This window comes from Methylopila capsulata (assembly GCF_016907975.1).
Classification (GTDB): Bacteria; Pseudomonadota; Alphaproteobacteria; order Rhizobiales; family Methylopilaceae; genus Methylopila; species Methylopila capsulata.
The window spans coordinates 682,854-698,793 of sequence record NZ_JAFBCY010000001.1 but is presented as its reverse complement, the minus strand read 5'-3'; the positions used below and the strand labels follow the sequence as shown (position 1 = coordinate 698,793).

The window sequence follows — 15,940 nt, the reverse complement described above, 5'->3', positions numbered from 1 at the left end:
ACAAAGCGACGCCCCGCCCCGTGGAGAGGTCCAGGGGACGAGGCTTCGGACTTCGGGAGCGTCGCCGGCCGGCGCGACGTTCCGAGCGGAGGGCTCAACCGCCCTCTTCGCTCTCCCCGAAGTAGGATTGCAGGGCGCGGACCTCAAGGTCTCCGCCAAGATAGGCTTTGATGCCTTGAGCCGCAGCCACGGCGCCCGCAAGCGTCGTATAGTACGGCACTTTGTGCAAGAGGGCTGCGCGGCGCAGCGAGCGGCTGTCGGCCAGCGCCTGGGCGCCGTCGGTGGTGTTGAACACCAGCTGCACGCCGCCGTTCTTGATGGCGTCCACGACGTGCGGACGGCCCTCCAGGACCTTGTTGATCTTGCTGGCGTCGACGCCGTGGGCGGCGAGGTGGCGCTGGGTGCCCGAAGTCGCGATCACCTTGAAGCCGAGGTCGGCCAGCATCCGGACGGCCGGCAGCACGCGGTCCTTGTCGGCTTCCTTCACCGAGACGAACAGGGTTCCGGACTGCGGCACGCGGGTGCCGCCGCCGAGCTGGCTTTTCGCGAAGGCGACGCCGTAGTCGTAGTCGAGCCCCATCACCTCGCCGGTCGACCGCATCTCCGGCCCGAGCACCGTGTCGACGCCGGGGAAGCGGGCGAAGGGGAACACCGCCTCCTTCACCGCGATGTGGCCGAGCGGCTCGGCCTTCAGGTTGAAGGAGGCGAGGCTCTCGCCGGCCATCACCCGCGCCGCGATCTTCGCGAACGGCTTGCCGACGACCTTCGCCACGAAGGGCACGGTGCGCGACGCCCGCGGGTTGACCTCGAGCACGTGGATGACGCCGTCCTTGATCGCGTACTGCACGTTCATCAGGCCGCCGACCTCGAGCGCGAGCGCGAGCGCCTTGGTCTGGTCCTCGAGCCGCTTGATCATCTCCGGCTCGAGCGAGTGCGGCGGCAGCGAGCAGGCCGAGTCGCCGGAGTGAATGCCCGCCTCCTCGATGTGCTCCATGATCCCGCAGATGAACACGTCCTTGCGGTCGCACAGCGCGTCGACGTCGATCTCGATCGCGTCGGAGAGGTAGCGGTCGAACAGCAGCGGGTTCTTCGACAACACCGTGTTGATCTGGCCGGTCTTGTCGTTGGGGTAGCGCTGCTTGATGTCCTCCGGCACCAGGTCGGGCAGGGTGCCGAGCAGGTAGTCCGAGAAGGCGCGGTCGTCGTGCAGGATCGCCATGGCGCGGCCGCCGAGCACGTAGGACGGGCGCACCACCAGCGGGAAGCCGAGGCCTTCCGCCACGACGCGGGACTGCTCCACCGAATAGGCGATGCCGTTCTTCGGCTGCACGAGCTTCAGCTTGTCGAGCAGGCGCTTGAAGCGGTCGCGGTCCTCGGCGAGGTCGATCGCGTCCGGCGTCGTGCCGAGGATCGGCACGCCGGCGGCCTCCAGGGCGTTCGCGAGCTTCAGCGGGGTCTGGCCGCCGAACTGCACGATCACGCCGTGCAGCGTGCCGTTCGAGGTCTCCGTCGCGATGATCTCGAGCACGTCCTCTTCCGTCAACGGCTCGAAGTAGAGCCGGTCGGAGGTGTCGTAGTCGGTCGAGACGGTCTCGGGGTTGCAGTTGACCATGATGGTCTCGTAGCCGGCCTCCGACAGCGCGAAGCAGGCGTGGCAGCAGCAGTAGTCGAACTCAATGCCCTGGCCGATGCGGTTCGGGCCGCCGCCGAGGATGATGACCTTCTTCCGGTCCGAAGGCGCCGCCTCGTCGACTGCGACGCCGGCGAACACGGGCGCGTAGGTCGAGTACATGTAGGCCGTGGGCGAGGCGAACTCCGCCGCGCAGGTGTCGATGCGCTTGTAGACCGGCCGGACGCCGAGCGCCCGGCGGCGGGCGGAGACCTCAGCCGTCTCGAGGCCCGCGAGCGTCGCGAGGCGCTTGTCGGCGAAGCCCTGCGCCTTCAGCTTGCGGAACGCGCGCTCGTTGGTCGGCAGGCCAAAGCGCCGGACCTTCTGCTCGGTCGCCACGATGTCGGCGAGCTGCTCCAGGAACCACGGGTCGATCTTGCAGGCCTCGTGGATCTCCTCGACCGTGAAGCCCAGCCGCAGCGCCTGTGCGCACTTCACGAAGCGGTCCGGCGTGGGCTTGCCCAGCGCCGCGCGGATCGCGTTGCGGTCGTCGCCCTGGCCGAGGCCGTCGATCTCGATCTCGTCGAGGCCGCTGAGACCGGTCTCCAGCGAGCGCAGCGCCTTCTGCAGGCTCTCCTGGAAGGTCCGCCCGATCGCCATGGCCTCGCCGACCGACTTCATCGACGTGGTCAGCGTGGGCTCGGCGCCCGGGAACTTCTCGAAGGCGAAACGGGGGATCTTGGTGACGACGTAGTCGATCGTCGGCTCGAACGAGGCCGGGGTCGCGCCGCCGGTGATGTCGTTGTCGATCTCGTCCAGCGTGTAGCCGACCGCGAGTTTGGCCGCGACCTTGGCGATCGGGAAGCCGGTGGCCTTGGAGGCGAGCGCGGAGGAGCGCGACACGCGCGGGTTCATCTCGATCACGATCATGCGGCCGGTGGCCGGGTCGATCGCGAACTGGACGTTGGAGCCGCCGGTCTCGACGCCGATCTCGCGCAGCGTCGCGAGCGAGGCGTCGCGCATGCGCTGGTATTCCTTGTCGGTCAGCGTGAGCGCCGGCGCGACCGTGATCGAATCGCCGGTGTGGATGCCCATGGGATCGATGTTCTCGATCGAGCACACGATGATGCAGTTGTCCGCCTTGTCGCGGACGACCTCCATCTCGTACTCCTTCCAGCCGAGCACGCTCTCCTCGATCAGCACCTCGTCGGTGGGCGAGGCGTCGACGCCGCGCTCGACGATCTCGAGGAACTCCTCGCGGTTGTAGGCGATGCCGCCGCCCGTGCCGCCCATGGTGAAGCTCGGGCGGATGATCGCCGGCAGGCCGATGTCCTCGAGCGCGACCAGCGCCTCGGAGAGGTTGTGGGCGAGGCGCGAGCGCGGCGTCTCAAGCCCGATCTTGGTCATGGCCTCGCGGAACAGCTCGCGGTCCTCGGCCTTGTCGATCGCCTCGGCCGTCGCGCCGATCATCTCGACGTCGTACTTCTCGAGCGCGCCCATCTTCTTGAGCGACAGCGCGCAGTTGAGCGCGGTCTGCCCGCCCATGGTGGGCAGCAGCGCGAAGCCGCCGGGGACGGCGTAGCGCTCCTTCGCGATGATCTTCTCGACGATCTCAGGCGTGATCGGCTCGATGTAGGTCGCGTCCGCCATGTCCGGGTCGGTCATGATCGTCGCGGGGTTCGAGTTGACCAGGACGATTCGGTAGCCTTCCTCGCGCAGCGCCTTGCAGGCCTGGGTGCCTGAGTAGTCGAACTCGCACGCCTGACCGATGACGATCGGACCGGCGCCGATGATCAGGATCGTGGCGATGTCTGTGCGTTTGGGCATGGGGCAGGCTTTCCGGGTCCGCGTTGAACGCGCGTGGGGACGGTGTCCCCGCGTTTTCGGCGCGTGGCTCGTGGGGATCGATTGCGTGGCTGAGCGCGTCCAATACACAGTCCCGGCGGGGCAGGGAAGGCGTCATGTCGCTGGACGGCCCCTCGCGCGCCGCATCATCCCGGAGAAACGGCCCAATGACCACGCCCTCGACCGCCCGCCGCACCGTCCTCGTCACCGGCGCCTCGTCAGGGATAGGCGTGGAGCTGGCGCGGCTGTTCGCCGCCAACGGCGACGATCTGGTGCTGGTCGCCCGGCGTGAGGACCGGCTGAAGGCGCTGGCGGGCGAACTCTCCGCCCGCCATGGAATCAACGCGCACGCGGTCGCGGCCGATCTCGCCGCCCCCGACGGCCCCAAGGAGCTCGCGCTCGCCATCGGCCGCGCTGGCCACGTGGTGGACGTTCTCGTGAACAACGCGGGGTTCGGCCTGCGCGGGACCTTCGCGAAGCTGCCGCTCGATCGGCAGCTGGAGATGATCGCGGTCAACGTCACCGCCCCCACCGCGTTGGCGGGCCTTTTTCTCCGGGGCATGCTGGCGAGGGGGCGCGGCGGCGTTCTCAACGTCGCCTCGCTCGCGGCGTTTCAGGCCGGCCCCAATATGGCGGTCTACTACGCCACCAAGGCCTATCTGCTGTCGCTGTCGGAGGCGCTGCACGAGGAGGCGCGGGCGAAGGGCGTCACGGTGACCGCGCTCTGCCCCGGCCCGGTGCCGACCGAATTCTCCTCCGTCGCCGATCTCGGCGGCACGCGGCTGTTCAAGGTCGGCGTCGTCTCGGCCGAGGCCGTGGCCAAGGCGGGCTTCGACGGCTTCCAGAAACGCCAGGCCATCGTCATCCCCGGCGGCATGTCGAAGGTGAGCGCCCTGATGACGCGCGTCATGCCCCGCGGCGTCACCCGCCGCATCGCCGAGGCGCTTCAGGACGTGAAGGAGTGAAGGCGGGGACGGTTTCGGGGTCGTAGAGCGAGGCGCGTTCCCCTCCCCGCAAGGGGGAGGGGGATCAAGGTCGCGCTCTTTCCAATCCAAACAAAAAGGGCGGCCGAAGCCGCCCTTTTCCATTGTCGCGCTCGTGCGCTCAGAAGCCTGCGCCGCGCTCGCGCATGAAGCGGTCGAACTCCTCGCGCTGGCGGACGTCGTCGACGCCGCCGCGCTCGGCGCGCAGGTGCGCCTCGAACGCCGCGGTGGTCTCTTCAAGCTTGCGGCGTTCGTCCTCGATGCGCTTCAGCTCGGCCGCGCGCCAGGCGTCGAAGGCGGCGTTGCCGGTCTCGCGCTGCTTACGGCCGAAGCCGAACTCGCTGCGCATGTTGCGGGTGAAGTCCTCCGCCGCGCGCGAAAACGTGTCGTTCGCACCGGTGAAGCCGGCGTTCGAGCGGAACGGGTTCTTGGGGCCGCGGGCGAAGGCGGCGATCTTCTCGCCCCAGATCACGTAGACGACCATCGCGAGGCCGAGCGGCCAGAACACGATGAAGCCGATCGCGGTCAGCGCGATCGTGAGGGCGTTCCAGCGGTGGGGCACGCCGGGGATCGCGGCGTAGGCGTCGTCCGCATAGGGGTTCGAAGTCATGCAGGCGGTCTCCGGCAGGGCCGCGGGGGAAAGCCGTCGCGGCGGTATCAGGCTGAGGATCTACGTGGAGATCGCCGCGTCCGGCTTCAAGATCGGGACGCGTCGCCCCCGCCATTCTGGTCGCCGCGCGTGATCGCCCCATTTTACCGGGCTGCGTGGGATGTTGGCCGCAACGCCCACGCGAGCGTGATCGCGTCACATGCGTGAGACGAATCGCGACTAGAACGAGGATTAGGCAACGGCGCGGAGGGCCGCTCAGTGTCGGAATCTGAAGAAGGTCGGCGCTTCAGGGCGTTGTTCATCTCCGACGTCCATCTCGGAACCAAAGGATGCCAGGCCGAGCTGCTGCTCGACTTCCTGCGGGACCACGACGCCGACGTGATCTACCTTGTCGGCGACATCATCGACGGGTGGCGGCTGAAGCAGAACTGGTACTGGCCGCAGGCGCACAACGACGTGGTGCAGAAGCTGCTGCGCAAGGGCCGCAAGGGCGCGCGCATCATCTACATTCCCGGCAACCACGACGAGTTTCTGCGCAGCTACTACGGCTCCCATTTCGGCGGCATCGACGTGGTGGAGACCGCGATCCACGAAAGCGCGACAGGCAAGCGCTACCTCGTGATCCATGGCGATTTCTTCGACGTTGTGGTGCGGCACGCCAAATGGCTCGCCTATCTCGGCGACTGGGCCTACGAGACCGCGCTCACCGTCAACACCTACGTCAACATGGCGCGGCGGAAGCTGGGCTTCCCGTACTGGTCGCTGTCCGCCTGGGCGAAGCTGAAGGTGAAGAACGCGGTCAACTTCATCGGCCAGTTCGAGGAGACGCTGTCGGCCGAGGCGCACAAGCAGGAGGTGGACGGCGTCATCTGCGGGCACATCCACCACGCCGCCATGCGCGACATCAACGGCGTCGCCTACGTCAACACCGGCGACTGGGTTGAAAGCTGCACCGCCGTGGCGGAGAATTACGACGGCAGCTTCGAACTGATCCGCTGGACCGAGAGCCGGCCCGAGGTTCAGGCGCCGGTCGCCGAAACCGCCGCGCGCGGCATCCGCGCCGCCGCCTGAAACCTTCCACGCGCGCAGGAGCGCTGCTTCGTTCATGCGCGTTCTCGTCGTCACCGACGCATGGCGGCCCCAGGTCAACGGGGTCGTGCGGACCATCGAGCACCTGATCGAACAGGCGCCGGCCTTCGGCGTCGAAATCGAGCTTCTGACGCCCGAGCGCTTCCGCACGCTGCCGATGCCGACCTATCCGGAAATCCGGCTGTCGCTCGCCCGCGCCGGGGCCGTCGCGAAGATGATCGCCGCGGCGAACGTCGACCACGTCCACATCTCGACCGAGGGGCCGCTCGGCATCGCCGCCCGGCGGGCTTGCCTGAAGGTCGGCCGCCCCTTCACCACGAGCTATCACACCCGTTTCCCGGAGTACGTCCGCAGCCGCGCGCCGATCCCGGAGCGCTGGACCTACGCCTGGCTCCGCCGCTTCCACAACGCCGGCGACGGCGTCATGGTGGCCACCGCTTCGCTCCGGCGCGAACTCGCCGCGCGCGGGTTCGAGCGCCTGATGCACTGGACGCGCGGCGTCGACGCCGACCGCTTCCGCCCGAACCCCGAGGCGCGCGCCTTCGACCTGCCGCGGCCGATCTTCCTCTATGTCGGGCGCGTCGCGACGGAGAAGAACATCGAGGGCTTCCTGTCGCTCGACTTGCCGGGCTCGAAGGTGGTGGTCGGCGACGGGCCGTCCCGCGCCGAGCTCGAAGCGACGTTCCCGGACGCGCACTTCACCGGCACGCTGGAAGGCGACGCGCTCGCGGAAGCCTACGCCTCGTCGGACGTGTTCGTGTTTCCGAGCCTGACCGACACCTTCGGCATCGTGGTGCTGGAGGCGCTGGCGTCCGGCGTGCCGGTCGCGGCCTTCCCCGTCACCGGCCCGCTCGACATCCTGGAAGGCTCCGGCGCCGGGGCTCTGGACGAGGACCTGCGGGCGGCGGCGCTGGCGGCGCTCGAGATCCCGCCCGAGAGGGCGCGCGCCTTCGCGCTGACGCAGGGCTGGAAGGAAGCGACGGCGCTGTTCGTCGCCAACGTCCGCGAGGTCATCGCGCGGACGACGCCGGATCGGGCGGCTTAAGCTTCACGGATTCCGAAATCTGGGCCTATCGCGCGTCATACAGCGGGCTGACGGTGACGCCCTCAGGCGAACAGCAGCGCCTTCTCGACGTCCGACAGGCTTTCCAGCAGCGCGCGCGACAGCGGGCCGGGAGCGAGCGGGCGGGGCGGGCTCATGCGCTCCTCGGCGGCGCGCGCCCACGCCGGCGGGATCGCAGCCTGAGGCGCGCGTGGCGGAAGCGGCGGCCCTGCGCGCTGCGCTCGCTCCTGCATGCGGGCCTGCGCGGCGCGGATGCGCGCCTCGCGCTTCGCTTCCCGCGTCGCCGCCGCGTCGTCGGCGGGCGGCGTCCGGACGGGCTCGGGAGCGGGCTCGTCGGCCGGGCGCGGAGCCCGAGCGAAGGTCAGCTCCGGCTGCGGCAGGGGGGCAGGCTCGGGGACCACCTCCGGGGCGGCGAGGGCGGGCGCATCAGGCGCGGTCTCGGAGGTCTGCGCCACGCCGGCCGCGACGTTCCGGACGGCGGCGATGGCGCGCTCGAGCGTCGCGATGCGGCTGACCGCCAGTTCGACGCGCTCCTCCGCCTCGGCCGGCGCGTCGAGGGCCGACCTCAGCCGCGAGGCGGCGTCCGCGAGCTTCGCGAGCGTCGGCGCGATGCGCTCGATCCGCGGTTCGGGCTCCGGCGGCGGCGCCGGCAGGACGCGCGTTTCGGCGAGACGGCCTTCGAGCCGGCCGAGCGCCTCGAGGATCTCGCCGGTGTCGGCGGCCCGGTTGCGCCGGGCGAACTCCGCCAGGAACCAGCGGCCGCGCTCCGTCTCCATGACCGCCTGCTCGATCGACTCGTAGTCGTCGAGGGTGAGCGGGGAGGGAGGGTTCATCGCACTGGGCTCCGCTGCGCCGGGCGGGAGGGGTCCCGAACGCCGCGCAACGCTTGAGCCTTACAGGGATTCGCCCGATTTGTGAGCCGCCTGCGAGTGTCTCTTCCGCGTCATCCCCAGAGCGCGGGCGAGGGGGGCAGCAGCAGGCTGCCTTCATAGACCAGACCGTGCTCACGGTCGCGGGCGAGCAGCAGCGGACCGTCGAGGTCGACGACCGCCGCCCCCTGCGCGACCAGCACCGCCGGGGCCATGGCGAGCGAGGACGCCAGCATGCAGCCGACCATGAGCGTGAGCCCCGCGTCCTGCGCGTCCGCGGCCAGCGCCAGCGCCTCGGTGAGGCCGCCGGTCTTGTCGAGCTTGACGTTGATCGCGTCGTAGCGGCCGAGCAGATGCGCCAGGCCCGCGCGGTCGTGGCCGCTCTCGTCGGCGCAGACCGGGATCGGTCGGTCGATCGTCGCGAGCAGGGCGTCGTCCGCGGCTGGAAGCGGTTGCTCCACCAGCGTCACGCGGGCCTCGGCGCAGGCCGCGAGGTTGCGGGCGAGCGCGGCGCCGGTCCAGCCTTCGTTGGCGTCCACGATCAGCTCCGCGTCCGGCGCGCCGTCGCGCACGGCGGCGATGCGGGCGGGGTCGAGATCGTCGGCGCCGCCGAGCTTCACCTTCAGCAGCGGACGGGCGGCCGCCGTCTCGGCCGCGGCGCGCATGCTCTCGGGCGTCCCGAGGCTCAGCGTGTAGGCGGTGACGAGCGGCGCGGGCTCCGGCAGTCCCGCGAGCGCCGCCACCGTCGCTCCCGCGCGCTTCGCCTCGAGGTCCCAGAAAGCGCAGTCGAGCGCGTTGCGCGCGGCGCCGGCGGGAAGCCGCGCCTGCAGGGCGGCGCGATCGAGACCGGCCGCGATCTCCGGGCCGAGGCCGTCGATCTCGACCTTCACGCCGTCGGGCGTCTCGCCGTAGCGGGAATAGGGGCGGCACTCGCCGCGGCCGCGATGGCGGCCGTCGGTCAGTTCGACGACGACGGTGACCACCTCGGTCACCGCGCCGCGCGCGATCGCGAAGGAGCCGGCGATCGGCCAGCGTTCGATGCGGGCCTCGAGCGTCACGGGCATCTGGCGAACCTTCGGGCGGAGCGGGGGGAGGCGAACGTGGCCCAGCCGCCGCCCGAGCTCAAGCCCGGGCCGGCCCCCTCGCCCTCACTCCGCCGCCGCGCGCGCCGCTTCGATCTCGATCGACGCCTGGACGCGCTTGTCCTGCGCGGTCGTCAGCCGCTCCATCTTGCGCAGGTCCGAGTCCGTCAGGTTGAGCGCGGTCTCGACCCAGAGCTCCGTCACGTCGCGCAACTCCTCGTAGGGCACCGGCGTCACGCGGCGGCCGGCGCGGTAGATCGCCGAGAGGCCGTTGTGACGGCGCAGGTTGCGCGCGAGCAGCTTCTGGGTCTCCGCGACGCCGTCGCCGGGCTCCGCCAGCACCTGCACGACGCCGAGGCCGTGGAGCTCGTCGGCGGTGTAGAGCTTTCCGCTCATGATCATGCGCTCGGCCTGGGCCGCGCCGATGCGGCGGGCGAGCAGGCTGTAGGCGCCCATGCCGGGAAAGAGATTGAACAGGATTTCCGGCAGGCCGAACTTGACCCCCCGCTCGGCGACGATCACGTCGCAGGACAGCGCGGCCTCGAACCCGCCGCCGAGCGCGTCGCCCTGCACAAGCGCGACCGTCACGACCGGCTTGTCGAAGGCCACGGCGTTCTCGTGCAGCACGTCGATGCAGGCGTGGGCGTAGGCCGTCAGCGCTTCACGGTCGCGGGCGCGGATCCAGGCGGCGAACCGCTCCAGATCGCCGCCGAGGTTGAAGATCCCGGACAGGCGGGACGCGAGCACCCACTGCTTCAGCGGGGCCGGGGCGTCCGGCCGCCGCGTCGCGAAGGCCTCGCGGATCGAGCGCTGGTGGGCGGAAATGTCCCGCAGCAGGCCGGGCGTGAAGCTGGGCGCTTCGGCGGGGTTCATCCAGCACCAGCACGTCGACAGCGAGGCGTCGTACTCCAGCTCGATCTCGTCGTAGCTCCGGGAGCCGAACCCCGCAGCCGCCGCCTGCTGCCCCTTCGCGGCGGACGCCATGGCGTTAAGCCGAGCCCGCGCAACCTCGAGGCCGAAGAACGGCCTGTAGCCGGGAACGCCGATCGATGTCGCCATCGTCAAACTCCACGCTGCGCAACCCCAAGATGTACTATCGCGCCTGCTAGCGATATTAACGGTCTGTTTACCTATTTGAAGGGGGCGATCGCCGCACGACATGAGCGGGCCTCGACGTTAACCACGATGTCTTGGCTGCACTGTCCGCGCTATTTGGCTATAATGTGTGCCGTTGTGGGACGATTGCGTCGTTCCAAAATGGATCGCGCCGTCGATCGACTAAAGCACGGCGTTCCTCCGGCGCCGGACTTCGCTGGCGAAGCGTCTGACCGGGGATCATCAAAGACTGAGGGGCGGCCCGTCGTGATTCGACTATCCGGGTCTTCCGGCCGCCGGCGCCGCCTCATCAAATACGGCGAACTTTGGGCGTTGACGGCTTCGCACGATTGCGGTTCACCACTTCGTCAACCCGACACTGCGTCATAATGACGCGTTTCGCTAAATGGGTGGTCGCGGATTGCCTCCATTGGAGAATGACGCTTTGGTCCGCGCGGGGACTGCGACGAGGCGAAGGCGACGACGATGGCTGTGACGGGCGTTCGGTGGCTCTTGGTGCCGCTGTGGGCGGCGCAGATTTTCACCTCTGCCAAGTCTTTCTGCGACAACGGTATTCTGGGAAGCGAGCGGCTGAACCGCAAAGGCCTGCACGCCTGGCGTTGCGCGCTCGCCCAGCGGATGGCGGATCGCCGTCGCCTGCGGCTACAGGATCGGGTGGCGCCCGAGGACCGCGCCGCCTTCGCCCGCGACGGGTTCGTCCTGAAACGTGATTTCCTGCCGCCGTCGCTGTTCCGCCGGGTGCGCGCGGAGGTGGAGGCCTACGTCGCCCCGGCCCGCGAGATGAAACAGGGCGACGCCGTCACGCGCCGCATCGCGCTCGATCCGGACGCACTGGCCGCCATGCCCGCCTGCGCCGAGATGGTCCGCCTTCCGGAGTTCCAGGGCCTCATCCGCTACGTCGCAAGCTTCGACGTGGAGCCGATCGTCTATGTCCAGACGGTGTTCGCGCAGGTCGACGACGCCGCGACCGACCCGCAGACCTCGCTGCACGCCGACTGCTTCCACCCCAGCCTCAAGGCCTGGCTGTTCCTGCAGGACGTGGCCGAGGACGCCGGACCCTTCGTCTACGTGCCCGGCTCGCACCGCCACACCACGCGCCGCCTCGCCTGGGAGAAGCGCATGAGCGTGGAGGCCTCGCGGCTCGACCGCCTCTCCGCGCGGGGCTCGTTTCGTCTCAAGGCCGGCGATCTCAAGCGCATGCGGCTGCCGGAGCCGCAGAAGTTCGCGGTCTCCGCCAACACGCTGGTCGCGGCCGACACCAGCGGCTTCCACGCCCGCGGGGCGAGCGCGCGTCCGTCTGTCCGCATCGAGATCTGGGCCTATGCCCGCCGCAACCCGTTCCTGCCGTTCGTCGGCGTCGACCCTTGGGCGCTGGCGCCGCTGAAGCACCGCCAGGCGCCGCTGTTCTGGGGCGCGCTGGACGTGCTGGAGCGCTTCGGCCTCGGCCGCAGCCCGTGGCGCAAGGCCGGCCGGATCACCGCCGCGACGCCGGTCGCGACGGGCGAGGGCTGACCGGGGCGCTCAGCGCAGGGGCGCGGCCTTGAGCCGGGACCGGAGGCGTCACCACTTCCCGGTGTTCGGCATCGAGGCCCACGGCTCGGCCGGCTCCAGCGCGCCGCCCTTCTGAAGAAGTTCGATCGAGATGTTGTCGGGGGAGCGGACAAAGGCCATGCGGCCGTCGCGGGGCGGGCGGTTGATGGTGACGCCGCCTGCCTGCAGCTTCGCGCAGAGCGCGTAGATGTCGTCGACCTCGTAGGCGAGGTGGCCGAAGTTGCGGCCTTCCCCGTATGCTTCCGGGTCCCAGTTGTAGGTGAGTTCGACCTGGGCCTCGGGCTGGCCGGGAGGCGCGAGGAAGACCAGCGTGTAGCGGCCCTTCTCGTCGTCCTTGCGCCGCACCTCCTCCAGCCCGAGCTTGGCGCAATAGAAGTCCAGCGAGGCGTCGATGTCGGTCACGCGGACCATGGTGTGCAGGTATTTCATGCAGCGTCTCCTCGATCCGGCCGTGCGCGGCCGCGTCGGCGCGTAAGCTATGGGGCGCGACGACGTCCGCAAGGCCGATCGGCTGCGGGAGCTCATCGAAAGCGCGCGGGCGGCGGTGGCCTTCACCGGCGCCGGCGTCTCGACCGCTTCCGGCATTCCTGACTTCCGCAGCCCCGGCGGACTGTGGTCCCAGAACAGACCGATCGACTTCGGAGCCTTCGTGGCTTCGCCCGAGATGCGGCGCGAGGCCTGGCGGCGGAAGTTCGTGACGGACGACGCGACCCGCGGCGCGGCGCCGAACCCGGTCCACCACGCCATCGCCCGCCTCGTGGCGCAGGGGACGATCGCCTGCGTGGTGACCCAGAACATCGACGACCTGCACCGCGTCTCCGGCGTGCCCGACGACAGGCTGATCGAACTTCACGGCAACGGGACCTACGCCACGTGCCTCGACTGCGGGCTGCGGCGCGAGCTCGCCGACATCCGGCCGGCGTTCGAGGCGACGGGGCGGGCGCCGCGCTGCCCGGCCTGCGACGGGCTGGTGAAATCGGCCACGGTCTCGTTCGGCCAGGCCATGCCGCAGGAGGCGATGCGCGCCGCCGAACGCGCGACCGCCGGCTGCGATCTGTTCCTCGCGCTCGGCTCGTCGCTGGTGGTCTATCCCGCCGCGCTTCTGCCCCGCATGGCGAAGCGCGCGGGAGCGCCGCTGGTGATCGCGAACCGCGAGCCGACCGACCTCGACGCCTACGCCGATCTCGTGCTGCGGGACGACCTTGTGGAGATCTTCGCGCCCTACGCCGAAGCGCAAACTGTTAGGCACGGTCACGATCCGGCGACGCCCGCGCCTTGATTGGGCCATTTTTCGCTTTGCCCCGTCGATCGCGGTGCTATCGTGGCCAAGGGATGCGACTCGGCAGCGGGTCGTAAAGTGTCGCGTTGGGTTCCTAGCGGGCGGGTCGTATGAGTGCTGACAGGCCGCGGGGCGAAGCTCCGGACGATCAAGACATCTCGGGCGTCGTCGAGCAGGCGCCGATCGACCTGTACGAAGTGTCCGGCGTCATCAAGTGGTTCGATGTCGGCAAAGGCTACGGCTTCATCGTGCCGGACGACGGCGGGCCGGACGTTCTGCTCCACGTCACCTCCATGCGCCGCGACGGTTTTCAGACCGCCAACGAAGGCGCGCGCGTGGTGTGCGAGGCGCACCGCCGCGCCAAGGGCGTGCAGGCGTTCCGCGTCCTGTCGATCGACGACAGCACCGCCGTTCACCCCGGCGAACTTCCGGCCGCCCGCACGCACGTGAACGTCACGCCGACCAGCGGGCTCGAGCTGGTCGAGGTGAAATGGTTCAATCGTCTGCGCGGCTTCGGCTTCCTCACCCGCAACGATGGTTCGCCGGACATCTTCGTCCACATGGAGACGCTCCGCCGCTACGGCCTGATGGAGCTTCGCCCGGGCCAGAAGGTGTATGTCCGCTTCGGCCCCGGCCCCAAGGGCATGATGGCCGCGGAAGTTCGTCCGGAGGGCCCCGAAGGCCCCGGCGGTCCCGCCTCGCACTGAGCGCGGCCTGACGCCCCGTTCCGGCGGCGCTTTTCCTGTTCGATCGTGCGCGCCGCGTCGCCTTTGCCGCCCGCGGGCGCGTCCCGTCGCCCGCGATGCCCTCGCCGTCGCATCCCATTGACGGCGGCCGGGCGCGGCCCGACAACCGGGCCATGACCCTCGCCCGCACATTCTTCGCCGCCCTCGGTCTCCTTCTCGTCGCGCTGGTCGCCGCGCCGCCCGTTCATGCGACGGCGACGCTCGAGCCGCTTACGATCGAGACGGCGAGCGGCGCTCATGGCTTCCAGGTCGAGGTCGCGCGCTCCGAGCAGGAGCGCGAGGTCGGGCTGATGTACCGGCGCTCGCTGGCGCCCGACCGCGGCATGATCTTCGACTTCGTCCGCCCCCAAAGCGTCAGCATGTGGATGCAGAACACCTACGTCTCGCTCGACATGGTGTTCGTGCGATCCGACGGGACGGTCCTGCGCGTAGAAGCCGATACGGAGCCGCTCTCGACCCGCATCATCGAGTCGGGCGGCGACGTGCGCTACGTCGTGGAGCTTCTCGCAGGCTCCGCGGCGCGGATCGGGCTCAAGCCCGGGGACCAGGTGTCGAGCGCGTCCATGGCGCGGTGACGCCGCGCCATGGAGCGGACCGCTGACCTTTTCCGCCACCACCTACGTCGCCGCCTACATTGGCGCGGCGCTTCTGTTCTTCGCTGCCGATTTTCTCTGGCTCGGCTATGTGGCCAGCGGGTTCTACCGCTCGCAGATCGGCGCGATGCTGGCGCCCGAGCCGAACATGGTCGCGGCCGCGGGCTTCTACGCGCTCTATGTCATCGGCATCGTGCTGTTCGCGGTGACGCCGGGCCTCGTCGCGGGCTCCTGGACCACCGCGCTGCTCTGGGGGGCGCTGTTCGGCTTCTTCTGCTACGCGACCTACGACTTCACCAACCTCGCGACGCTGAAGGACTGGCCGGCGACGGTGACGATCGTCGACCTGTCCTGGGGCACGACGCTGACAGGCGCGGCCGCGGTCGCGGGCTTCTTCGCCGCCCGCCTGGTCGGCGGCGAGGGCTGAGCGCCGCCTTGCGCCCTTAGCGGCCGCGGGTCGGCCGCATCGATCGATTTGGCGGACGCGGCCCCCCTTGGCATGGTGCGGCCATGTCCCGAACCGATTCCGACACCCTTGTCTTCCACAGCGCGGTCGACGTCTTCGAGCCCTGGCGCGCGGCGCTCGCGACCGCGCTGCCCAATCTCGACGTGCGCCGCGCCGATGACGTCGCGGACCCGGCGAGCGTTCGCTACGCCCTGGTCTGGAACCCGCCGCAGGGCTTCTTCGCGCGTTTCCCGAACCTCGCGCTCGTGATCAATCTCGGCGCCGGGGTCGACGCTCTGACGGCGCGCGATGATCTGCCGGACGCGCCCGTCACCCGGCTGTCGGACCCGCTGATGGCCCGGATGATGGCGGGCTACGTACTGTTCGCGGTGCTGCGCCACGCGCGCGACATTCCGGTGTTCGAGCGCGCCCAGCGCGAGGGCCGCTGGGCCTATGTGCATCCGCGTGCCGCCGAGGAGATTCGGGTCGGCGTGATGGGCCTCGGCGAACTCGGGGCCGCGGCGGCGAAAGAGATCGCCCGCCAGGGCTTCGACGTGCGCGGCTGGTCGCGCTCGCCGAAGACCATCGAGGGCGTCGCCTGTTCTGCCGGGATGGCGGCGCTTTCCGCGTTTCTCGGCGGCTGCGAGATCCTCGTCGTGATGCTGCCGCTGACGCCCGAGACGCGCGGGTTGCTGAGCGCGGAGCGGCTGGCGCTGCTGCCGGAGGGCGCGAAGTTCGTCAACGTCTCGCGCGGCCCGGTGGTGGACGAAGCGGCGCTGGTCGACGCGCTGACGCGGCGCTCGATTTCGGACGCAACGCTCGACGTGTTCGAGACCGAGCCGCTGCCCGAGACCAGCCCGCTCTGGCGGCTCGACAACGTGCTCATCACCCCGCACCTCGCCTCGATCGCGCTGCCGACGTCGGCCGCGACGCAGATCGCGGAGAACGTCAGGCGCATCCGTTCGGGCCAGCCGCCGCTCCACGCGGTCGACCGTCGGCGGGGATACTGAAACGGCGCAAAGCGCGGCGGCGCGTCACGACAGCGCGTGTCTTCCGTTAG

The 15,940-nt window shown here is 70.0% G+C and carries 15 protein-coding genes; 9 read left to right on the top strand and 6 right to left on the bottom strand.

What is annotated here, in order from left to right:
• Positions 1-94: 94 nt before the first annotated feature.
• Positions 95-3,436 carry a carbamoyl-phosphate synthase large subunit gene (gene carB, locus JOD31_RS03275; protein WP_204948861.1) on the bottom strand — a complete coding sequence of 1,114 codons (3,342 nt, stop codon included), beginning with the start codon at positions 3,434-3,436 and terminating at the stop codon, positions 95-97.
• 185 nt (positions 3,437-3,621) lie between these two features.
• Between carB and JOD31_RS03270 the strand changes: the two genes are divergently transcribed.
• Positions 3,622-4,419, top strand: a complete 798-nt coding sequence (locus JOD31_RS03270) for an SDR family NAD(P)-dependent oxidoreductase (protein WP_204948860.1) — start codon at positions 3,622-3,624, stop codon at positions 4,417-4,419.
• Positions 4,420-4,558: 139 nt separating this feature from the next.
• Here JOD31_RS03270 and JOD31_RS03265 read toward each other — a convergent pair whose 3' ends face one another.
• Entirely contained in the window at positions 4,559-5,047 is a 489-nt protein-coding gene (locus JOD31_RS03265; RefSeq protein WP_210341294.1) for a DUF2852 domain-containing protein, read from the bottom strand.
• A gap of 258 nt (positions 5,048-5,305) precedes the next feature.
• Between JOD31_RS03265 and JOD31_RS03260 the strand changes: the two genes are divergently transcribed.
• Positions 5,306-6,118 carry a UDP-2,3-diacylglucosamine diphosphatase gene (locus JOD31_RS03260; protein WP_204948859.1) on the top strand — a complete coding sequence of 271 codons (813 nt, stop codon included), beginning with the start codon at positions 5,306-5,308 and terminating at the stop codon, positions 6,116-6,118.
• A 34-nt stretch (positions 6,119-6,152) separates the two neighbouring features.
• Entirely contained in the window at positions 6,153-7,181 is a 1,029-nt protein-coding gene (locus JOD31_RS19705) for a glycosyltransferase family 4 protein (protein ID WP_204948858.1), read from the top strand.
• Between the two features lie 62 nt (positions 7,182-7,243).
• On the opposite strand, the gene JOD31_RS03250 is transcribed toward JOD31_RS19705, so the two are convergent.
• From JOD31_RS03250 to JOD31_RS03240, 3 genes are all read right to left on the bottom strand, one after another.
• Positions 7,244-8,032 (bottom strand): hypothetical protein, encoded by a 789-nt coding sequence (locus JOD31_RS03250; protein ID WP_204948857.1) that lies wholly within the window; start codon positions 8,030-8,032, stop codon positions 7,244-7,246.
• Between the two features lie 110 nt (positions 8,033-8,142).
• Entirely contained in the window at positions 8,143-9,132 is a 990-nt protein-coding gene (dgcA, locus tag JOD31_RS03245) for an N-acetyl-D-Glu racemase DgcA (protein ID WP_204948856.1), read from the bottom strand.
• 84 nt (positions 9,133-9,216) lie between these two features.
• Positions 9,217-10,209 (bottom strand): crotonase/enoyl-CoA hydratase family protein, encoded by a 993-nt coding sequence (locus JOD31_RS03240; protein WP_204948855.1) that lies wholly within the window; start codon positions 10,207-10,209, stop codon positions 9,217-9,219.
• A gap of 522 nt (positions 10,210-10,731) precedes the next feature.
• On the opposite strand from JOD31_RS03240, the gene JOD31_RS03235 reads away from it, so the two are divergent.
• Positions 10,732-11,778: a phytanoyl-CoA dioxygenase family protein gene (locus JOD31_RS03235; RefSeq protein ID WP_204948854.1), complete on the top strand. Its 1,047-nt coding sequence runs from the start codon at positions 10,732-10,734 to the stop codon at positions 11,776-11,778.
• Positions 11,779-11,826: 48 nt separating this feature from the next.
• Here the strand turns inward: JOD31_RS03235 and JOD31_RS03230 are convergent, their stop codons facing one another.
• Positions 11,827-12,246 (bottom strand): VOC family protein, encoded by a 420-nt coding sequence (locus JOD31_RS03230; RefSeq protein ID WP_204948853.1) that lies wholly within the window; start codon positions 12,244-12,246, stop codon positions 11,827-11,829.
• 49 nt (positions 12,247-12,295) lie between these two features.
• On the opposite strand from JOD31_RS03230, the gene JOD31_RS03225 reads away from it, so the two are divergent.
• From JOD31_RS03225 to JOD31_RS03205, 5 genes are all read left to right on the top strand, one after another.
• Positions 12,296-13,096: an SIR2 family NAD-dependent protein deacylase gene (locus JOD31_RS03225; protein WP_204948852.1), complete on the top strand. Its 801-nt coding sequence runs from the start codon at positions 12,296-12,298 to the stop codon at positions 13,094-13,096.
• A gap of 110 nt (positions 13,097-13,206) precedes the next feature.
• Positions 13,207-13,803 carry a cold-shock protein gene (locus JOD31_RS03220; protein ID WP_246482314.1) on the top strand — a complete coding sequence of 199 codons (597 nt, stop codon included), beginning with the start codon at positions 13,207-13,209 and terminating at the stop codon, positions 13,801-13,803.
• A 152-nt stretch (positions 13,804-13,955) separates the two neighbouring features.
• Positions 13,956-14,417 (top strand): DUF192 domain-containing protein, encoded by a 462-nt coding sequence (locus JOD31_RS03215; RefSeq protein WP_204948851.1) that lies wholly within the window; start codon positions 13,956-13,958, stop codon positions 14,415-14,417.
• A 22-nt stretch (positions 14,418-14,439) separates the two neighbouring features.
• Complete coding sequence (locus JOD31_RS03210) at positions 14,440-14,862, top strand: DUF2177 family protein (RefSeq protein ID WP_210341347.1); 423 nt, start codon at positions 14,440-14,442, stop codon at positions 14,860-14,862.
• Positions 14,863-14,945: 83 nt separating this feature from the next.
• Positions 14,946-15,890, top strand: a complete 945-nt coding sequence (locus tag JOD31_RS03205) for a 2-hydroxyacid dehydrogenase (protein ID WP_204948850.1) — start codon at positions 14,946-14,948, stop codon at positions 15,888-15,890.
• The last annotated feature ends 50 nt before the right edge of the window (positions 15,891-15,940 follow it).